This is a genomic window from Sphingobacterium sp. LRF_L2 (genome assembly GCF_965644235.1).
In the GTDB taxonomy this organism is placed as follows: Bacteria; Bacteroidota; Bacteroidia; order Sphingobacteriales; family Sphingobacteriaceae; genus Sphingobacterium.
In genome coordinates, this window is sequence record NZ_CBFFRI010000008.1 from 196,797 (window position 1) to 215,996 (window position 19,200).

17 protein-coding genes are annotated in these 19,200 nt (G+C 40.2%); 5 read left to right on the forward strand and 12 right to left on the reverse strand.

The window, feature by feature from the left end; genetic code table 11:
- Positions 1-52: 52 nt before the first annotated feature.
- The 4 genes from ACSZOX_RS16955 to ACSZOX_RS16970 all read right to left on the reverse strand — a co-directional run bounded on the left by ACSZOX_RS16955 (position 53) and on the right by ACSZOX_RS16970 (position 3,814).
- The gene (locus tag ACSZOX_RS16955) at positions 53-343 is read right to left on the reverse strand and encodes a cell division protein ZapA (protein WP_437921338.1); all 291 of its coding nucleotides are present in this window, start codon (positions 341-343) and stop codon (positions 53-55) included.
- A gap of 46 nt (positions 344-389) precedes the next feature.
- Positions 390-698, reverse strand: coding sequence for a hypothetical protein (locus ACSZOX_RS16960; RefSeq protein WP_437921339.1), 309 nt, complete (start codon positions 696-698; stop codon positions 390-392).
- Positions 699-736: 38 nt separating this feature from the next.
- Positions 737-3,130: a phenylalanine--tRNA ligase subunit beta gene (gene pheT, locus ACSZOX_RS16965; protein ID WP_437921340.1), complete on the reverse strand. Its 2,394-nt coding sequence runs from the start codon at positions 3,128-3,130 to the stop codon at positions 737-739.
- A 177-nt stretch (positions 3,131-3,307) separates the two neighbouring features.
- A complete protein-coding gene (locus ACSZOX_RS16970; protein ID WP_437921341.1) occupies positions 3,308-3,814 on the reverse strand; it encodes a PepSY-like domain-containing protein in 507 nt (168 codons plus the stop codon).
- 257 nt (positions 3,815-4,071) lie between these two features.
- Here ACSZOX_RS16970 and purL point away from each other — a divergent pair, with 257 nt between their 5' ends.
- Positions 4,072-7,746, forward strand: a complete 3,675-nt coding sequence (gene purL / locus ACSZOX_RS16975) for a phosphoribosylformylglycinamidine synthase (protein ID WP_437921342.1) — start codon at positions 4,072-4,074, stop codon at positions 7,744-7,746.
- A gap of 93 nt (positions 7,747-7,839) precedes the next feature.
- Here purL and ACSZOX_RS16980 read toward each other — a convergent pair whose 3' ends face one another.
- Positions 7,840-8,811 carry a 1-acyl-sn-glycerol-3-phosphate acyltransferase gene (locus ACSZOX_RS16980; RefSeq protein WP_437921343.1) on the reverse strand — a complete coding sequence of 324 codons (972 nt, stop codon included), beginning with the start codon at positions 8,809-8,811 and terminating at the stop codon, positions 7,840-7,842.
- Between the two features lie 134 nt (positions 8,812-8,945).
- Here ACSZOX_RS16980 and ACSZOX_RS16985 point away from each other — a divergent pair, with 134 nt between their 5' ends.
- Both ACSZOX_RS16985 and kdsB read left to right on the forward strand, forming a co-directional pair.
- Positions 8,946-9,338: a DUF1801 domain-containing protein gene (locus tag ACSZOX_RS16985; RefSeq protein WP_437921344.1), complete on the forward strand. Its 393-nt coding sequence runs from the start codon at positions 8,946-8,948 to the stop codon at positions 9,336-9,338.
- Between the two features lie 271 nt (positions 9,339-9,609).
- Positions 9,610-10,353, forward strand: a complete 744-nt coding sequence (kdsB, locus tag ACSZOX_RS16990; protein ID WP_437921345.1) for a 3-deoxy-manno-octulosonate cytidylyltransferase — start codon at positions 9,610-9,612, stop codon at positions 10,351-10,353.
- 61 nt (positions 10,354-10,414) lie between these two features.
- On the opposite strand, the gene ACSZOX_RS16995 is transcribed toward kdsB, so the two are convergent.
- From ACSZOX_RS16995 to ACSZOX_RS17015, 5 genes are read right to left on the reverse strand one after another with little or no spacing between them, the layout of a single operon-like run.
- The gene (locus ACSZOX_RS16995) at positions 10,415-10,999 is read right to left on the reverse strand and encodes a TetR/AcrR family transcriptional regulator (RefSeq protein WP_437921347.1); all 585 of its coding nucleotides are present in this window, start codon (positions 10,997-10,999) and stop codon (positions 10,415-10,417) included.
- A 51-nt stretch (positions 11,000-11,050) separates the two neighbouring features.
- Positions 11,051-11,698, reverse strand: coding sequence for a ligase-associated DNA damage response endonuclease PdeM (gene pdeM, locus ACSZOX_RS17000; protein ID WP_437921348.1), 648 nt, complete (start codon positions 11,696-11,698; stop codon positions 11,051-11,053).
- On the reverse strand, positions 11,698-14,139 hold the full coding sequence (locus ACSZOX_RS17005) for a ligase-associated DNA damage response DEXH box helicase (RefSeq protein WP_437921350.1): 2,442 nt from the start codon (positions 14,137-14,139) through the stop codon (positions 11,698-11,700). Before ACSZOX_RS17005 ends, pdeM begins: the two co-directional genes overlap by 1 nt.
- On the reverse strand, positions 14,123-15,733 hold the full coding sequence (locus tag ACSZOX_RS17010; protein WP_437921351.1) for an ATP-dependent DNA ligase: 1,611 nt from the start codon (positions 15,731-15,733) through the stop codon (positions 14,123-14,125). The genes ACSZOX_RS17005 and ACSZOX_RS17010 overlap by 17 nt, the downstream gene beginning before the upstream one ends.
- On the reverse strand, positions 15,730-16,728 hold the full coding sequence (locus ACSZOX_RS17015; RefSeq protein ID WP_437921352.1) for a ligase-associated DNA damage response exonuclease: 999 nt from the start codon (positions 16,726-16,728) through the stop codon (positions 15,730-15,732). The genes ACSZOX_RS17010 and ACSZOX_RS17015 overlap by 4 nt, the downstream gene beginning before the upstream one ends.
- Before the next feature lie 81 nt (positions 16,729-16,809).
- Here ACSZOX_RS17015 and ACSZOX_RS17020 point away from each other — a divergent pair, with 81 nt between their 5' ends.
- Together ACSZOX_RS17020 and ACSZOX_RS17025 are read left to right on the forward strand one after the other, a co-directional pair.
- On the forward strand, positions 16,810-17,469 hold the full coding sequence (locus ACSZOX_RS17020) for an HAD family hydrolase (RefSeq protein WP_437921353.1): 660 nt from the start codon (positions 16,810-16,812) through the stop codon (positions 17,467-17,469).
- A 3-nt stretch (positions 17,470-17,472) separates the two neighbouring features.
- Entirely contained in the window at positions 17,473-18,237 is a 765-nt protein-coding gene (locus ACSZOX_RS17025; protein ID WP_437921354.1) for a sulfite exporter TauE/SafE family protein, read from the forward strand.
- Between the two features lie 89 nt (positions 18,238-18,326).
- Here the strand turns inward: ACSZOX_RS17025 and ACSZOX_RS17030 are convergent, their stop codons facing one another.
- Together ACSZOX_RS17030 and ACSZOX_RS17035 are read right to left on the reverse strand one after the other, a co-directional pair.
- The gene (locus ACSZOX_RS17030) at positions 18,327-18,602 is read right to left on the reverse strand and encodes a GNAT family N-acetyltransferase (protein ID WP_437921355.1); all 276 of its coding nucleotides are present in this window, start codon (positions 18,600-18,602) and stop codon (positions 18,327-18,329) included.
- 8 nt (positions 18,603-18,610) lie between these two features.
- Positions 18,611-19,048, reverse strand: coding sequence for an SRPBCC family protein (locus ACSZOX_RS17035; protein ID WP_437921356.1), 438 nt, complete (start codon positions 19,046-19,048; stop codon positions 18,611-18,613).
- Positions 19,049-19,200: the final 152 nt, after the last annotated feature.

Sequence of the window (19,200 nt, forward strand, 5' to 3'; positions counted from 1 at the left end):
TTTAATTGCGGCAAATTCGTCGTTATAAAGCTCTAAATAAAGAACGATATGTTTATTTCTTAAAGAAATCTGTCAATAATTGATCCAATTCGTGAACCTTCTCTTCAAGGCCTTCTTCATGCTGCTGCGCATTACGCTCCGCTTTGATCATTCCCGTGGCATATTGCAATACACACATAGAAAGCAAATCTTGTTTATCACGAACGGCATAGTTATCTTGCAGTTCCTTTATCTTTTCATTTATTAATTTCGCAGCATGCCGAATAACCTCTTCCTCTTCTGTGTTCACCCGTAATGGATAAACGCGATCTGCGATATTTATTTTTATGGAAATCTCTCCCATTTCTTTCGAGCTTAAATAACGTATTAGGTTTTATTCAATTTCACAATTACTTTAACAAACCTATACATCTGTCTATTTCTCGCACAAAATCGTTAATTTTTTGCTTTGTGTCAAGTATTTTTTCATTTATTGCATCTCTATCCACATCCGAATCTTCTAAAGTCTTTGCAACTGCCAATGCCTTAAGCTTTTCCTCCAACTGCTGGATTTTATCCGTACTTGTCTGAAAAGCCACTTGCAACGATTGCACTTCTAACTTCAAAAGATCATTCTCTTCTTGAAGAGCGTCGCACAATTGAATAAGGTTACTCGTCTTCTCGACGATAATATTCATTTGTGTAGATAAAGTAGCCATATAATCCGTTTCGCAATTAAAATGTGAATGTTAAGAAACTAGCGCACTGTAGCACCTATTTCTTTCTCAAAGTTAAGCATTAATTTTTTAATTATAGCGTCAATTTGCTTGTCATTAAGCGTTTTTTCCTCATCCTGAAGCACAAAACTCAAGGCATAAGACTTTTTGCCTTCAGGCAATTTTTCACCTTTATAGACGTCAAAAATACGAACGTCCTTCAATAGTTTTCGTTCGCTTTTGATAGCCACCATTTTAAGTTGTTCGAACGTTACCGCATCATCCACCAACAATGCTAAATCACGTCGTACTGCCGGAAATTTAGAGACCTCTTGATATTTGATGGTATTTTTGCGTATTACTTTTAAGACAAGATCCCAATCAAACGTAGCAAAGAATACTTTTCCATCGACATCTGCCTTTGCTAAATTTTCGGCAGAAACACATCCAAATGTAACAAGAACTTTTTGCCCTTTCATGTAGGACAATCCGTAATCAAAATAGCTATTATCGGATTCAACAACCTGCACGCCACTGATATTTAAGCGACGGACGATGGTATCAACAGCAGCCTTTATATGATAGAAATTACTTTTCTTGCCCCCCAAACTCCAATGCTCATCAATTTGATTACCGGCAATACAAATGGCTAAATTCTGATTTTCAACATAGCCTGTTTCACTTTTGAAATATGTTTTACCATATTCAAAGTATTTTGCATTAGGACTTTTTCGCTTTTGATTATAAGACACCGAAGTCAGCGCAGAAAACAGTAAATTTTGGCGCATCACATCCAAATCTGAACTTAAAGGGTTCAACAAACGTACGGCATTAGCTTCATTTTCAAGGAAAGCGGTTTTCGTGAGGGAGTTATTTAAAATTTCTTGATAACCGTTTCCTATCAACAAATCAGCAACCTGATTCAAGACAACTTCTTTATCTGGCTTTTCCGTTGTATTCAAGGAAGATTTTATCTGTGGCTTCAATTCGATATTGTTATAGCCATAGATCCGCAGAACCTCCTCGATAACATCAACCTCACGCGTAACGTCTACTTTGTAGGCAGGAACACTAACGGTTATTGTATCATCTTGCTCATTACTGATACCTATTCCCAGTGCCAAGATAATCGCTTTGATCTCCTCGCTTGGAATATCTTTTCCGATGAGCCGCTGCACACGACTATAACGAACCTCAAACACAAACGGAGAAACTGGATTTGGATAGAAATCGGTCACAGGAGATGCTATTTTACCACCTGCAACTTCAAGAATAAGCAACGCCGCCTTTTTAAGTGCGTAAACCGGCATATTGGGGTCTGTTCCTCGTTCAAAACGAAACGAAGAATCCGTTTTTATACCATGTCTTTTGGATGTCTTACGTACAGAAACAGCATTGAAGTAAGCCGATTCTAAAAAAATCTTGTTCGTCGACGTGGAAACACCAGCATACTGCCCTCCAAACACCCCAGCAATACACATCGGTTTTTCTACATCAGCAATAACCAAATCTTCTGACGAAAGCTTACGCTCTTCACCATCCAATGTTACAAAAGATTCGCCTTCACTGGCTTTACGCACGACAATCTGATTACCTGCAATACGATCAGCATCAAAAGCATGTAATGGTTGACCTAAATCATGTAAAATATAATTGGTAACGTCCACAATATTGTTTATCGGACGAACCCCTATTGTATTCAGTCTATCCTTTAACCATGCTGGTGATTCAGCAACCTGAATTCCTTCGATCGTGACGCCACTATAACGTGGTGCATTTGTAGGATCCGTAACCTGAACCTTAACTCCCGACGCATCGCCCTCTTGAAAAGCAGACACATCTGCAGTGCTGTAAGCTGTCCGAAAATACGCCGCGATATCACGAGCTACACCTAAATGCGAAGCTGCATCCGCACGGTTCGGTGTGAGTCCTATTTCATATTTATAATCATCTGTTAGCTCATAGTAGTCTTTTACAAGAGAGCCTACCACTGCACTATCTGCTAGTTCTACTAAGCCAGCATGTGAAGAACCGAGCCCAATTTCATCTTCTCCGCACAACATACCCTCCGACACTTCCCCTCTAATCTTCGATTTCGTAATCTTGAAAGGCTCACCCGTTGTAGGGAAACACGTTGTCCCCACTGGCGCAACAATAACTTTCAATCCCATCCGTACATTGGGTGCACCACAAACGATATGCAATAGCGCCTCAGCTCCGATGTCAACTGTAGTCAATTTCAATTTGTCAGCATTCGGATGTTGTTCACACGTCTTCACCTCACCGACTACAAGACCTTCAAGACCACCTTTAATTTGCTGCACAGTTTCCAGCAATTCAACCTCTAGACCTATATCCGTCAAAATTAGAGAAAGGTCTTCTGGTGATGTATTTGTATCAATGTAATTCTTTAGCCAATTATAGGAAATATTCATCTCGAAATTCTGTTTAAAGCACAAAGATAGAATTTTAGAGCTTTGCCTCCCATTTACAGGCGATAAAATTTCATTTTCAATATGCTCGGCTATCGGTTGTTCCGCTATATAAAACAAAAAAGGCTTTCTCCATCCTCGAGAAAGCCAGTTTAAAGGGTACTTAAAAAACAAAAAAATCTAAAGCGTTTTCAGCAGCTTTCCCGCTGTATTATAATACAACGATAGTTGTTTCCCATTCAACAATACATTGAGAACATACACACCGCTTGTATAGCTTTTACTCTTCACGAAAGAATATTCATTAACCTTACTATCTTTATATTTAGACTTCTGAAACGCATTCAAAACGGTAGAAGGCATTGTCTTTTTTGTCATATACCGCTCCGTAGATGTCCATTCGCCATTTTTAGTATAACGAGCTGTATACTCTTTACCGTTTTCTGAAAATTCATTGCGGTAGCTTCCGTCAGAGTCTGCGCTCCACTTTGTACTGGATGCTTTCTTATAGTTTGTACCAAAATGACTTTGCGCTTTTGTTGGTATATTTGTACTACTTTTGTCATTCGACTTGCTAGACCTTGTTGTCGAGGTTTCAGCGCTCACCTTAACGGCTTCTTTTCTTGACTGCGCCATACTGATATTAGCGACCATTGCTAATGCGAGAATACCTAATAACTTCTTCATATCTTCTAATTTTTCTGCAAGATAATATATCAGGAGAGACGGCTTATCCTTTTTAACTTACGATAACTTTAGTTCACATTCAATAACAAATGTTAACACTTGTTTACAAAAATCAAGCACTTTTGGCCATCAACTTAGCCGGATAAATAACTGCTATATACTTCCCAAAGAAATTAGACGGAAAATCATCTGCAAGCATGAAAATATTCCGTAACTTTGTGCTTTGATTTGAATAACGTTCAAAATACACAGTTATAATGATTCATTTCTTTGTGAACCCCAGCAACACCGTTTACGGTGTTCAAACCCAACAAGAACTATCCGCAGAAGATATTTCTAAACTCAACTGGCTCTTTGGAAACGCTAAAAAACTAACGGAAGAAACACTCAGCGATTATTATGTAGGTCCTCGTGCTGCGATGATCACACCATGGAGTACAAACGCCGTAGAAATCACCCAAAACATGGGTATTCAAGGAATTATACGTATCGAGGAATTCCACAAAGTGGACGAGCAATACCTCGATTTCGACCCTATGATTTCTCAAAAGTATACAGCACTCACACAGGAGGTCTACACAATAAACATACAACCTGAACCTATCTTAGAAATTGAAGACATTGCGGCTTATAATGCACAAGAAGGTTTATCTTTAAGCTCCGAGGAAGTTGACTATCTTGATAACTTATCAAAAAAACTAAACAGAAAGCTAACAGACTCGGAAGTTTTCGCCTTCTCACAAGCCAACTCTGAACATTGTCGCCATAAGATTTTCAATGGCACTTTTGTTATTGATGGCGAAGAACACCCCACATCACTCTTTAAGCTTATCAAAAAGACTTCGGAGACAAATCCAAACGACATTGTTTCTGCTTACAAAGATAATGTTGCTTTTATCAAAGGACCAGAAGTTACTCAATTTGCGCCACTATCTGGGGATCAACCCGATTTTTACGCAGAGAAGGCATTTGAATCTGTCATCTCGTTAAAAGCTGAAACGCATAACTTTCCCACTACGGTAGAACCCTTTGCTGGAGCAGCTACGGGATCTGGTGGTGAAATCCGGGATCGTTTAGCGGGTGGTCAAGGAGCCCTCCCTCTAGCAGGAACGGCAATCTACATGACGGCATATTCGCGTTTGACGGAAGACAGGCCATGGGAAAAGGCGGTAGAAGAACGTGAATGGCTCTACCAGACACCGATGGATATCCTCATCAAAGCCTCCAATGGAGCTTCTGATTTTGGAAATAAATTTGGACAACCGCTTATCACGGGTTCTGTTTTAACCTTTGAACATGAAGAAGAAGGTCGTAAATTGGGCTACGACAAAGTGATTATGCAAGCTGGTGGTATTGGCTACGGAAAATTGAGTCAAGCAAAAAAACACGAGCCTAAAGTGGGTGACAAAATTGTCGTATTGGGCGGCGAAAATTACCGTATCGGTATGGGCGGCGCTGCTGTATCTTCAGCTGACACTGGTGCATTTGGATCGGGCATTGAACTGAATGCGATCCAACGTTCGAATCCAGAAATGCAAAAACGTGCCGCAAATGCCGTTCGTGCTTTCGTCGAATCGGACCACAATCCTATAGTATCAATACATGACCACGGTGCTGGAGGTCATTTAAACTGTCTTTCCGAACTTGTTGAAGCTACAGGCGGACTTATCGATTTGGATAAATTGCCTGTAGGAGATCCTACCCTATCTGCAAAAGAGATCATCGGTAATGAGTCCCAAGAACGCATGGGATTGGTTATTGCTGAAAAAGACATCGCTCAATTGCAACGTGTAGCCGAGCGTGAACGTTCGCCAATGTATGCAGTAGGCGAAGTAACAGGTGACCATCGCTTTACCTTTGCCTCAACGTCTACAGGTGAAAAACCTATGGACTACGACTTGGCTGATTTCTTCGGATCTTCTCCGAAAACGATCATGAACGATAGCACAGTGAATCGATCCTATGCCGATCTTACTTATGACGCAAAGCAAATCCCAACATATCTTAATCAAGTACTACAGTTAGAAGCAGTTGCCGCTAAAGATTGGTTAACAAATAAAGTGGACCGTTGTGTCGGTGGACGTGTAGCGAAACAACAATGTGTAGGCCCATTGCAACTTCCATTAAACAATGTGGGGGTTATGGCACTGGATTACAAATCTGCGCAAGGTATTGCAACAACAGTTGGACACTCGCCTTTAACAGCTTTAGTTGATCCAGTAGCGGGCTCTCGTAACGCAATCGGTGAAGCACTATCCAACTTGGTATTCGCTCCTATTAAAGATGGTTTAACAGGGGTTTCCCTTTCTGCCAACTGGATGTGGCCTTGCAACAACGAGGGCGAAGATGCACGCTTGTATCAAGCTGTAAAAAGTTGTTCTGATTTTGCCATAGAATTAGGTATCAACATTCCTACGGGCAAAGATTCTTTGTCCATGAAGCAGAAATATCCAAATGGCGAGCACGTGATTGCACCAGGAACGCTTATTATCTCTGCTGGGGGAAATTGTATAAACATTCATAACGTAGTAGAGCCGGTTTTAAACAAAAATGCAGGTTCTATCTATTACATCAACCTTTCGCAAGATAGCTTTAAACTTGGAGGCTCGTCCTTCGCTCAAATCAATAATAAAATTGGGCAAGAAGTGCCAACTATCCAAAGTGCTTCTTATTTCAAAAAGGCCTTCAATACTGTTCAGGACCTGATTTTATCTGGACACATTGCCGCGGGTCACGATGTTGGATCAGGTGGGTTAATTACCACACTCTTGGAAATGACTTTTGCAGATGTCAATCTGGCCGCAGACTATAATCTCTCTGGTTTAGATGAAGCGGATACAGTAAAAGCCTTTTTCAACGAAAATATCGCTATTGTATTACAGGCAAACGACGATAGTAGTTTTGAAACAGCATTAAACAATGCTGGAGTATCCGCTATTAAAATTGGAAAGGTGACCGACAAGCAATATGTTACGATCCAAAACAATAGTGATATCTTTCAATTTGACGTAGCGGAAACACGTGATGTGTGGTTTAAAACGTCTTACTTACTCGATCAAAAGCAATCAAAAAATGGTATGGCAGATGTGCGTTTTGCGAACTATAAACATCAGCCACTAAATTATACGTTCCCTACACACTTTACTGGTCAAAAACCCGATAATAGCAGTTTGACGAAGCGACCAAAAGCGGCCATCATTCGTGAAAAAGGATCCAACTCCGAGCGTGAAATGGCTAACGCCATGTTCCTGGCAGGCTTCGACGTTAAAGATGTTCACATGACAGACCTGATATCAGGTCGCGAGACATTAGATGATATTCAATTTATCGGTGCCGTTGGTGGTTTTTCCAATTCTGACGTACTGGGATCTGCAAAAGGCTGGGCTGGCGCATTTCTCTACAACGAAAAGGCAAAAACAGCCTTAGCGAATTTTTTCGCTAGACCGGATACACTTTCCGTGGGTATATGTAATGGCTGTCAATTGTTTATGGAACTCGAGCTGATCAACCCAGATCATAGTGAACATGGCAAGATGCACCATAACACCTCACAAAAGCACGAATCAAACTTTGTTTCCGTCAAAATACAAGACAATAATTCGGTTATGTTATCTAGCTTGGCTGGTAGCACTTTGGGGGTATGGATATCACACGGTGAAGGAAAATTCAACTTACCGAATACGGAGGATCAATACGCTATTGTCGCAAAATATGCTTACGATCAATACCCACACAATCCAAACGGATCAGATTTCAATACAGCGATGATGTGTGATAAAACCGGACGTCATTTGGTAACGATGCCTCATATTGAGCGTTCGATTTTTCAGTGGAATTGGGCAAACTATCCCGCGAATCGTCAAGATGATGTATCTCCGTGGATAGAAGCATTCGTAAATGCCCGTCTCTGGATAGAAGAACAGACCAAATAAGGTCCATTGTTCACATAATAAAAAAACAGCTCTTCCATATTCGAAGAGCTGTTTTTTTTATGTAATACGATAGTAAATTCCTGCAGAAATTTGCTATTTTAATGAATTACGTTTGGTGGTCGTTAAATCTGTTTCTGTTTTAATTTTCTGATATCGAGACATACAATAAGCCGTCCCTGGAAGCAATAAAAAAATGAATAAGCCCGACCAGAATCCAAAGAACTTCCCTATAATAAAACTGCAAAAAAAGACAAATATTGGATACGAAAACAAAAGACAAGCGAACAGTAGAGAATCAAAGAAAATCGTATCTTTTGTTTTCTTTTTTATATAGTTACGCCAACCCCTGTAAAACCAAAATTGGGTATAATAGCCTATTTTTGCTGGAATTTTATAAAAACGTTGCTGTTTCGCCGACAATGCATTTCCCAATAGCGGCTGACTTTCCATACCTTCCAATAAAAGAGTCCGCAACGCACCAATAACAGCAGCAGGTTGAATACGGTGATCTTCCAAATAATCGGTGGTGTCCAGCGTTGGTAAAGCGGATATCGCTACCGACTTCGGAACATCTTGAAAAGAACTATAATTTAATCGATAAGGCTGTATCTGCAGTGGTAGATCAAGTCGGTAAGCACGCTCCAACAAAGAGGTAAGTCCTCCATTCATAAATGGCTGCAAACTCCAGGTATTCAATGACCGTCCTTCAGGAAATATAAGAATATGTTTTCCTGCTGCCAAAGTCCGCATACATTCGTCAAAAGTAAAATCATTTTTCACCGCATATTCTTCATCGTCTTTTTTCTTGTAAATGGGCAATTGGAATAGTCCTCGCAATAGCACATTAGCCACTGGGGTTTTAAATATATCACCTCGGGTTAAAAAGCGAAGTTCGACAGGGCAATAAGCAGCAATAACCAACGCATCGAAAAGTGAATTAGGATGATTCGAAACAACAACAGTTGGGCCCGTGTACTTAGCCAGCTCCAGTTGCTTTAACCTTAGGTCGGGAGCATACCAGTGCAGTCCAATTCGCACAAAACGTCGTAATAAGGAATAAAACATATAAATACAGTCTACCGATCAAAAATTGATCAAACCAAGATAGCAAAAAGCAAGCCTTTTTTAACAATCATTTTTTCAAACATAGTTTGTATTTTTATCATCTACAAGAAATCCGTTCGAACGACAATATGCTTATGATACATCCGGAAACGCTTCAATACAACGATAAACAAACCGAATCTGACGCAATGATTTGCAGACTTCTAAGTCGTATCATTAGCGACTATCTTCCCGCAGCTGAAAATAAATTATGGCATGCTCATCCAGTATGGTTTTTAGACGACAATCCGATCGTAGGATATAGCAAACTAAAAGATTCCGTCCGTTTAATGTTTTGGAGCGGTCAATCTTTTGAGGCACCCGAACTTCTTACAGAAGGTAAATTTAAGGCCGCAGAAATCAGGTATACTGATGTTAAACAAGTAAATGAAAAGCAAATCAGTGAATGGCTTCGAAAAGCTAACGATATCCAATGGGATTACAAAAACCTAGTTAAACGTAAAGGTGTGTTAGAAAGGTTGAAGTAAACCGATGTAAGGGGATAAATTAGTTAAAAATTAACATTTACATTTCCACATATTGGAATTTACTTGTTACTTTGAAACGGAAGCCTCTGTATCGTATTTCATCATCGAGCCTATATGCTCATGTACTAAATAGGGGTAATTTCACCACAACTAAAAACAAACCGAGTATGACGAATACATAGGGATAAGTCCTGATTCGAAACACTCCTACTGCCAATGGCAGTGCCAATACATGTGAAAACAGACACAAATGAGTAAATAATTTGTCAAGATGAAAATAATAGGGATTATTCCAGCAAGATATGCCTCCTCGCGCTTTCCAGGAAAACCACTTGTCGCTATAGAGGGTAAATCAATGATACAACGTGTTTATGAACAAGTAAAAAGTTGCAGAAGTCTTTCCGAGGTTGTTGTCGCAACCGATGACATCCGGATTCAAGAGCATGTACAATCATTCGCAGGTAATGTGGTTATGACAGCAGCTACCCACGAGTCAGGTACGGATCGTTGTGCAGAAGTAATTTCAAAAGTCGATGGATTCGATATTGCAATCAATATACAAGGCGATGAACCATTTATCAATCCCTTACAAATCGAATTATTATGTTCTTTATTCGAAGATGAAGCGACAGAGATAGGCACACTTGTGAAACGAATTAAAACAAAAGAGGAGCTATTCAACGAAAACACACCGAAAGTCGTAATTAGCAAAGAAAACGAGGCTCTCTATTTCTCACGGCAAACTATTCCTTTTCTTCGCAATACAGAGGTATCATCTTGGTTAGAAAAACACGAATTCTTCAAGCACATTGGCATCTATGGCTATCGAACAGAAGTTTTAAAAGCAATAACACAACTTCCCCTATCTACGCTGGAGAAGGCAGAAGCACTGGAACAATTGCGTTGGATAGAAAACGGATACAGAATCAAAATCGCCGAAACAGCATTTGACACCATAGCCGTTGATAGACCCGAAGATCTGGAAACAATAAGAGCCACCTATTTCAACCTGTAAGGTCTGCTAGAAAGTTAATAAACTAGCATAAATGTCTTTGATGTTTGTTGCGAAAACAGCATCAAAGGCACTTGTCAATAATACTCCGTATGCCATCCAACACCCGTTCACGATCCTTTTCCTCATTTAGATTCAAGCCACAAAATGCACTGCCGTTAATATCATTATGGATAGTCAGGTAGTAAATTCCCGAAACAAGCAATGCAAAAATAGGATTAACATCAGCTTTCGGATTTTGTTGTTGCTTATATAAATCAATCAGTCTATCGCCCAACTCCTCCCGATCGTCTGCCAATTTACGAAGAACAGGATTTCGATCACTGAGTTCCCACGCCAGCAGGTTTTTCAATAGGCTAGATTCGTGCAAAGTCGCAAACTGTCGTTTAAACAATTCGAAAGAAGCATCTTTATCAGCAACAGCTGGCACACCTACTGCCGTCATCCAGAAATCATTAGATTTTAAGAAATGTTCAATAAGACCATTTAAATCTCCAAAGTGAAAATAGATTAACTTCTTATCAATACCGGACTCCTCGCAGATATTATTTACTTTCAATTCTGTAAATCCTTTCTTCGCAAGAACATTTCCTACTGCTTCGAGCAATTTTCTTTTTGTCCTGCTAGGATCTCTTTTCTTTTCTGCCATTGCTTTGATTTTGAGAAGTTGAAATTAGTAAAATAATTCAATTGGTTGTACCTATAGAACCTCTAAAACCTCATTTCCAGCTATAGAAAAAATTCTATTGTAGCGATTCTTCGACATGAGATGAAGTCCCGTCCAACGTCCGAAGGCAGGCAAAGTCAAGACCTTGTTCTCTAATAGGAAACAAGGAACTCTATAATATTGCCTACCTAGCATCATAATTTCATATCCAGGATGAATATGCCCTACAATATTATACAAAAAATCGCTTCTTTCCTGCAGTGGTTGATGTGACAGAATGAGACCTTCGTCAAGAAGTATACTATTTTGAACGGAGATAATGGATTGTGTTCGAAAAGACTCCGGTAGCATATCATGGTTTCCAAGTGTCAGCTTAAAATTCACTTGGGGAAACTTACGCAAGAAATTATGTAATTCGTCCCATTCGTAGTTCCAATCCGAATGAAAAAGATCCCCCAAGAAAACAACCTGAAGGACAGACAATTCATTAATCAAAAGATCTAATCTTGAAAAATCCTCTTGTAAATGCATCTGCGGAACAAAAAGTCCCTCTTTTCTAAAATGTCCCAATTTCCCCACATGCCAATCGGATACGATAAGCATCCTGTAAGCGGGTAAAAATGCTGCTTTTTGAGGAAGTAGATAAATCTCTACACCGTTTAATATGAGCTTCTTTGACATTATTCTATTTTTCCTTCGAGTTGCAATTTTAAGAGTTCTAGGCGGCTTTGCCAATCTTCATTGCTGTATTTTTCCCGAAAAGATTCTGAAAAAATGGGAAAAGAAAAAGGCGTCAACTGCTTCGGAAAAGATAAAATAATAACATGCTGAGCAATACGTTCGAAAGCCAATTGCATACGTCCTTCTTCTAATTGAAAGTCAAACACCTCATCATATGCTTCACGGAGTAAGAGGTTTTGTGGATCGTACTCTTCGAAAACTGAAAAAAACAGTCCCGCATTCGCTTGGAGGTGCTTCGTCTTCATGACTTTGCCCGGAAAGCCCTGAAATACCAATCCTGCAATACCTGCGATATCTCTAAAACGGCGTCGCGCCATTTCCTGCACATTAATGCCAGAGGTGATGTCCTGATGCAAATGATAGGGGGATAGCAGTTCTTTTATCAGTGTGTCTGTCATTTCGTAGGCCGTAGCAGATAGCAGCTCGAAGCCATATTCATTGCTGGCAATACTAAAAGTTGCTGGTTTTATCTTTCCTAATCGATACGCCAATACTTGGGCCATACCTTCATGCACCAGTTTACCATCAAAAGGATATACAAAAAGATGATACCCATATCGTGTGCTTATATATTCAACCAAAAGCTCATTTTCTCGCGGCAACGCAGATCGCCGCGCTTGTTCATCGAATAAAGGGCGCAGAAACCGAACCTCTGGACCTTGCCCCTTCGATTGATGAATACTTTTAAAACTATGTCTTATGGCGATTCCCAAATCTGGCGAAATAGAAAACCGCCCCCCCATCCATGAGGGAACAACCCCTTTTGATTTATTGGTTGGACGAACAACTACCTCCATACTGCGCATGTGCAGTAATTCCAACTGCCGACCAGAAAACCAAAAAACATCTCCTGTATTTAATTTAGATATAAAGGACTCTTCAATAGAACCTAAATATTTACCATTCATAAATTTCACTTTCACCATCGCATCGGAAATTATTGCACCGATACTTAGGCGATGCCGCATTGCTAGTTTCTTCGACTCAACATAATATTTTTTCCCATCGAACAGCAATTTATGAAAATCATCATAGGCATCCAACGCCTTCCCACCTTGAATTAGTAGGGAAAGACATTCATTAAACTCGTTTCTACTTATCGTAGCAAAACAATGGGTGGATTGTATTTCCAAAAATAGCTGATCTGCCTCAAAACCATCTCCAACCGCTAAGGTCATGAGGTATTGGACAAGAACATCGAAACTGCGGATGTAGGGAATACGTTGTTCAATAATTTGTTCCTTTACCGCATATTTAAGTGAATCTCCTTCTATAATTTCTAAGGAATTGGTGGGTACATAATAAATATGGGAAACCTCATGAGGTCTATGCCCTGAGCGTCCTGCACGTTGTAAGAATCTAGCCACTCCTTTTGGAGAGCCAATTTGAATCACGCAGTCTACAGGGCGAAAATCCACACCTAGATCTAAACTACTTGTACAAACCACAGCTTTTAATCGTCCCTCATGTAATGCTTCTTCCACCCAAAAACGAACCTCATCACTTAGCGAACCGTGATGAATAGCTAAGATGCCCGCAAATTCGGGAAAATGGGTGATAATTTGCTGGTACCATATTTCGGCTTGAGACCGGGTATTGGTAAAAATCAGAGTAGACTGATAGCGACGAACAATAGCCACAACTTTTTCTAATAATCGTATTCCTAAGTGCCCCGACCAAGGAAACTTTTCTAAGGTATCAGGCAGCACTGTTTCAATAGAAATTCGCTTTTTAAGATGAGCCCGAACCATAACTCCTTGATGGTTTTTGCCCAATAATATTTCCTGAGCACTCTCCAAATTACCGATGGTTGCCGATATCCCCCATATTTTCAATCTGGGATTTAGCGTTTTCAATCGACTCAACGCCAACTCTACTAATACGCCACGTTTACTACCCAACAATTCATGCCATTCGTCAACAACAATAAACTCCAATTGACTAAAATATGCTGTAGCATCTTTAGAAGCTAATAGAAGATGTACACTCTCTGGTGTTGTAATTAATGCTTGAGGTGGCGCTTTCCGTTGCCGCTGACGCTGACTGATACTGGTATCCCCCGTGCGAAGCTCCACATTATAATCAACATCTAAATCACGGCTAACCTGTGTGGTAGCTTTATAAATTTCTTTTGAAAGTGCCCGTAAGGGAGTGATCCAAATCGCATGTAGTTTATTTGTACGAGACTTTTGCTTTTGGTATTCTTTATTATCGTAATAATGGGCAAGCACACCAAACCAAATAGCAAAGGTCTTCCCAAAGCCCGTTGGTGCATTGAGCAGACCAGATTTGTTTTTTGCAATTGCTTTCCACGCATCGCGTTGAAACTTATGTGGCTCCCAACCTTGGTTATGAAACCATACTTCAGCGAATTGATTCATTTTTTGATACAATCAAATTTAACAAATCGTCCTTGCTATTCGCCTCACTTGCGGGCTTATCTTGCCGCCAACGCAATATACGAGGGAATCGCAACGCAACCCCTGACTTATGCCGTTTGCTGACATTAATCCCCTCAAACGCCAATTCAAAAACTAACATTGGCGTCACACTGCGCACCGGACCAAACTTCTCAATTGTATTTCGCTTTATCCAATGATCGATATGTTGCAGCTCTTTATCGGTTAAGCCCGAGTAGGCTTTAGCAAATGGAACAAGCTCCCCATTGTCCCAAACCGCAAATGTATAGTCGGTAAATAAATTAGCTCTTCTTCCATGTCCCGATTGCGCATAAATCAATACCCCATCAATGGTCATTGGATTTGTTTTCCACTTCCACCAATTCCCTCGCTTTCGGCCGACTTCATATACACTATCCCGATGTTTCAGCATCAGTCCTTCCGATTTATACCGACGAGCTTCCTGTCGATAAGTTTCTGCCGTATTCCAGTCGTTAAAGGTTAACGATTCCGAAAGTTTAAGTATCTGGGCTACTGGAAAGCTGTCCAAAACATGTTTTAACTGCTTCCGACGTTTATGTAATGGCCAAGAACGAATATCCTCACCTTTCCACTCCAACAAATCATAACAAACCATAATGAGCGGAGCTGCAACTAGGGTGTTTTTTGATACATTCTTGCGTCCGATTCGAGTCTGCATGATGGCGAAATCTAATATCTCCCCCTCTTTCCATGGAATAATCTCTCCATCAATCACGGTTCCGTCCGGCAATATATGGCCCAAGGGTGCAAATTCTACAAATTTGTCGGTCATCAAATCTTCCCCTCTACTCCACACAAAGAGCTCTCCTTTTCTCACAATTAATTGACCGCGAATACCGTCCAACTTGGCTTCAAGAATCCAGTCCGCTATACTTCCCAATGCTGTGGGATCTTTATCAAGTGCATATGCCAGATAAAAGGGATAAGGTAGGAAATGTTTTGTAGCCTGGACGTCTTCTTTAAATAGGGACTTCATAGTTTCTTCAAACGGGCTCCATTTCCCCATCAGTCTGTGCTCTATTTCCGGCGCTGCCAATTGCAAATATTCTGAAATAGCCTTTATAACCAACTTCTTCGATACACCAACACGAAGATTTCCGGTTAACAATTTGTTAAATAGAAAGAGTGAAGTACCGCCTAACCATTGCCAATATGTTGTAATCAGATCACGTTGTTCTTCGGCCGTCGAGGTACGGATATTGATCAGCATCTCAAACAATGTTTTCAGTGTAATATTCTCCATCGGCTTGACTTCCGTTTTGGGGAGAATCAATGCGATAGTTTCTGCCAGATCGCCTACAATATAGTAACATTCTTCTATCAGCCAAAAAGGAATATGAGACTCTTCAGAAGCCCATAAACGCAGGTCGGTTGTTTTGATAGGACGTTTAGGCTTATTACCTATCAAGATAGCAATAGCAAATAGCTTATCTTCTTCATTGGCTTTTTCAAGATAATCGACAACCGCAGCGACCTTCCTGTTCGTTTTCGTCGTGCTGTCAATGGCCTCAAATAGTTGAACAAAATCTATCATACAATTTCCTCCTCAGCGTCGTTGTATAATGTTTTGAAAATAGAGGCTCCGATATTATACTTTTCACGTACCCATTTACTAAAATTATGTTCATACCCATGTGTGACATAAACTTCGCGAGCCCCCGTTTGTACAACAGCCTGATTCAATTGACGCCAATCGCAATGATCCGATAGCACAAAACCACGGTCGACGCCTTTTCTTCTACGGGCACCTCTTAACTGCATCCAACCACTACACATTGCAATCCGATAAGGATGCAACGACCGTAACCAAGGGGTATCCATTGCCGATGGCGGTGCTACAACGAGCGCCCCTCGGATAGCATCTCGCTTTATATCGGCTGTAATTCGTGTCCCTACAAACCGGTAGCCTACTTCTTCAAGGGCTTTATTCACATTATCGACTGCTCCATGTAGAAACACAGGCCCTAAATTTACATCGGCATGGGCGAGAATATTCTGCGCCTTCCCTAATGCGTATCCTAAAAGCACTGTATTTAATCCTCCTTCCCTATTTGCCTTCCACCAACTGTTTATATCGCCATAAACAGAGCTATGAGAGGGAAAATTATAAATTGGTAGCCCAAATGTACTTTCTGTAATAAAATGATCACATTTCACTAAAGAATAAGGTTGGCTCACGCCGTCTGCTTCCAATTTATAATCTCCGGTAAAGAGCCAAACCTCTCCCTGATATTCCATCCGTATCTGGGCCGAACCGATAATGTGCCCCGCAGGATGAAAGGAAACCTTCACCCCCTTGAATTCCATAACCTCTTCGTAAGCTACGCCCTGTACAGAATTATCTGCTCCTAAACGTAAATGAAGTAGCGGGACGGTATGGTGATGACAAACATAATGAGCCATTCCCCAGCGCATGTGATCACTATGTCCATGTGTGATCAATGCCGTTTTAACCGGTTTCCATGGGTCAATATAAAAATCACCCTGCTTACAATAAAGACCACATTCATTAACTGTCAATAAACTCATCCAAAAGTCACTTTCTTTCTACACGTTTGCTTTTACAGCTAACATCATGAACGCTAAAATAGTTTTGATTATCTTTACCTCATGAATCAATATGCTGTTATTTTTGATATGGACGGCGTAATCTGCCACACGAATCCGTATCACGCTAAGGCCTTCGCTAGTTTTTTCGATAAATACAAAATCCCGTACACCGATAAAGAATTTGAAGATCATATGTTTGGCAAGCACAATAGTTATATTATGACACATTTCTTCAAAAGAAATATTGTTGGTAATGAACTTTTGACACTTGAAGGCGAAAAAGAAGCGTTGTTTAGGGAAATCTATAAAGATGAAGTAACAACCCTTCCGCATTATCTGACTTTTCTAGCAGATCTAAAAGATCATCAATTCAAAACAGCAGTAGGCACTTCTGCTCCTAGGGCAAATCTCGATCTAATTATCGATGCCTTACAAATAGAAAAACAAATGGATTCACTTCTCGCTAGCGAAGACGTAAAACTACACAAACCACATCCAGAAGTTTATCTGAAATCGGCAGAAAATATCGGCGTCCCGCCTAGCCGCTGCCTCGTATTCGAAGATTCCTTTTCGGGGGTTACGGCAGGATTAAATGCTGGAATGAAGGTCGTAGGCGTATTAAGTTCACATACACGGAAAGAACTTCCGCCATGTGTCCATTATATAAACGACTATAAAGAGATTGATGCTGCAACTGTGCGCAGGTTAATTGATGGATAGAAGATGGCAGATGCGCTACACTTAATCTCCTCCCCTTCGGGATGGATACTTTATTTCCTGTGTGCAATGCTCATTGGCATGTCAAAAACGGGCATACAAAATATTGGAACATTGGCCGTACCCTTATTTGCTTTTCTTTTTGGCGCCAAGTATTCGACGGGTATTGTCTTAATTTTGTTATGCTTTGCAGATGTCGTTGCGGTCATCTATTACAGAAAGGCATTTCTTTGGTCGGAAGTTAAAAAGCTTCTTCCAGCGGCCATTATAGGGCTAATTATCGGATTATTCCTTGGAAATTACCTCAACGATAAAACGTTTAAAATATTAATCGGAATCTGCATAATTATCGGAATGATCATCATGATTTGGTTAGAAAAAGTATCTACCAAAACACAAGAGCGACTAACGGAACACCGATGGTATTCCCCAATTTTTGGCTTCATACTTGGATTTTCTACCATGATCGGCAATGCAGCAGGACCAGCTTTGTCTGTATATATGCTTTCAAAGCGTCTAGACAAAATTACATTTGCGGCAACCTCGGCTTGGTTTATTATCCTTTTAAATTTTACAAAAATTCCTTTACAGGCTTTCGTCTGGCATAACCTGAGTTGGGCCGGATTCTACCTGAATGTATTGGCTTTTCCTTTCATCTTCCTAGGAGGCATCATCGGCATACGATTAGTCAAAATCATTCCTGAAAAGCAGTTTAGAGCGCTTATCATGACTCTAGTAATAATATCGGCCACTTTACTTATTATTATCTAATAGAATTCATTCCCCTTCATTGGGAAACAAAATCTACAAAAAAGGCTCCCAAAGAGGAGCCTAATACAATACCTATTAAAACCGATAAACTAAGGCGCTAAAACATCTCGTTCTTCTGGATAACGTTCGAAAACCGTCACCGCAAAAGAACAGTCAGGAACAACTTTTAGCCCCGCATCTCTCGCCTGTTTGATCGCCGCGAGAACAAGTTCTTCCGCAATTTTATTACCCCTGTAAAAAGGCTCCACTTCCGTATAAGTAATAATCAAATTCCCCTCTCCAAATTCATAGACAAGTTCACCGATCTGTACTTCGTCATTTAAAGCTAACCATTTGTTTTGATCTACGACATGTATTAATTCCATAACACTAACTAATTATTATCTTCCAAAAAATGGGCTAATGAAGAGCCTAAAATAATATCCCAACCTTTTTCAAATCTTGCTCTACCAAAAAATTCGCCTGCATCCGAAAAATTTTCAATTCCTTCATGTACAATACGTACCGCAGTAGCATTTCCTCGTGGTGTAAGATACCATGTAACGATGGAACTACCTTTACTTTCTGAAGGATGGCTCCACGAGTAACGCAACAACTCTCGAGGTTTAAATTCTAAGATTTTAATGCGGTAATGGAAATTATTCCCTCCCTTAGACTCATAAAAATCAAATTCTGCACCTTTTTGCAATTCAAAATTTGGTATTTCAAAATACCAGATGGCCAATTTATCCTTTTCAGTAAGGGCTTCCCAAATACTTTGAGGACTTGCGGAGTAAGTTCGTTCGACTAAGATTGGTGCAGGCTCTATCATAACCTCAATTGTTTTTCAATAAATATAACAAATTTCCTATAAAATAGTTTCTATAAGACCCAAAATTATGCTGTTATTTTGAAATATTTTTCTACCATCGCAAGGACAGGGTTGATCATGCTACTTTGCCTAAATAATAAGAACAAAACAGG

Excerpts from the sequence above, each read along its gene's own strand:
- ACSZOX_RS17015 (WP_437921352.1), bottom strand. The coding sequence starts at position 16,728 with ATGAGTTTATTGACAGTTAATGAATGTGGTCTTTATTGTAAGCAGGGT.
- ACSZOX_RS16960 (WP_437921339.1), bottom strand. The coding sequence starts at position 698 with ATGGCTACTTTATCTACACAAATGAATATTATCGTCGAGAAGACGAGT.
- ACSZOX_RS16970 (WP_437921341.1), bottom strand. The coding sequence starts at position 3,814 with ATGAAGAAGTTATTAGGTATTCTCGCATTAGCAATGGTCGCTAATATC.
- kdsB (WP_437921345.1), top strand. The coding sequence starts at position 9,610 with ATGAAAATAATAGGGATTATTCCAGCAAGATATGCCTCCTCGCGCTTT.
- ACSZOX_RS17030 (WP_437921355.1), bottom strand. The coding sequence starts at position 18,602 with ATGGAATTAATACATGTCGTAGATCAAAACAAATGGTTAGCTTTAAAT.
- purL (WP_437921342.1), top strand. The coding sequence starts at position 4,072 with ATGATTCATTTCTTTGTGAACCCCAGCAACACCGTTTACGGTGTTCAA.
- ACSZOX_RS16955 (WP_437921338.1), bottom strand. The coding sequence starts at position 343 with ATGGGAGAGATTTCCATAAAAATAAATATCGCAGATCGCGTTTATCCA.
- pdeM (WP_437921348.1), bottom strand. The coding sequence starts at position 11,698 with ATGTCAAAGAAGCTCATATTAAACGGTGTAGAGATTTATCTACTTCCT.
- ACSZOX_RS16980 (WP_437921343.1), bottom strand. The coding sequence starts at position 8,811 with ATGTTTTATTCCTTATTACGACGTTTTGTGCGAATTGGACTGCACTGG.
- ACSZOX_RS17010 (WP_437921351.1), bottom strand. The coding sequence starts at position 15,733 with ATGATAGATTTTGTTCAACTATTTGAGGCCATTGACAGCACGACGAAA.
- ACSZOX_RS17005 (WP_437921350.1), bottom strand. The coding sequence starts at position 14,139 with ATGAATCAATTCGCTGAAGTATGGTTTCATAACCAAGGTTGGGAGCCA.
- ACSZOX_RS17020 (WP_437921353.1), top strand. The coding sequence starts at position 16,810 with ATGAATCAATATGCTGTTATTTTTGATATGGACGGCGTAATCTGCCAC.
- ACSZOX_RS17025 (WP_437921354.1), top strand. The coding sequence starts at position 17,473 with ATGGCAGATGCGCTACACTTAATCTCCTCCCCTTCGGGATGGATACTT.
- pheT (WP_437921340.1), bottom strand. The coding sequence starts at position 3,130 with ATGAATATTTCCTATAATTGGCTAAAGAATTACATTGATACAAATACA.
- ACSZOX_RS16985 (WP_437921344.1), top strand. The coding sequence starts at position 8,946 with ATGATACATCCGGAAACGCTTCAATACAACGATAAACAAACCGAATCT.
- ACSZOX_RS16995 (WP_437921347.1), bottom strand. The coding sequence starts at position 10,999 with ATGGCAGAAAAGAAAAGAGATCCTAGCAGGACAAAAAGAAAATTGCTC.
- ACSZOX_RS17035 (WP_437921356.1), bottom strand. The coding sequence starts at position 19,048 with ATGATAGAGCCTGCACCAATCTTAGTCGAACGAACTTACTCCGCAAGT.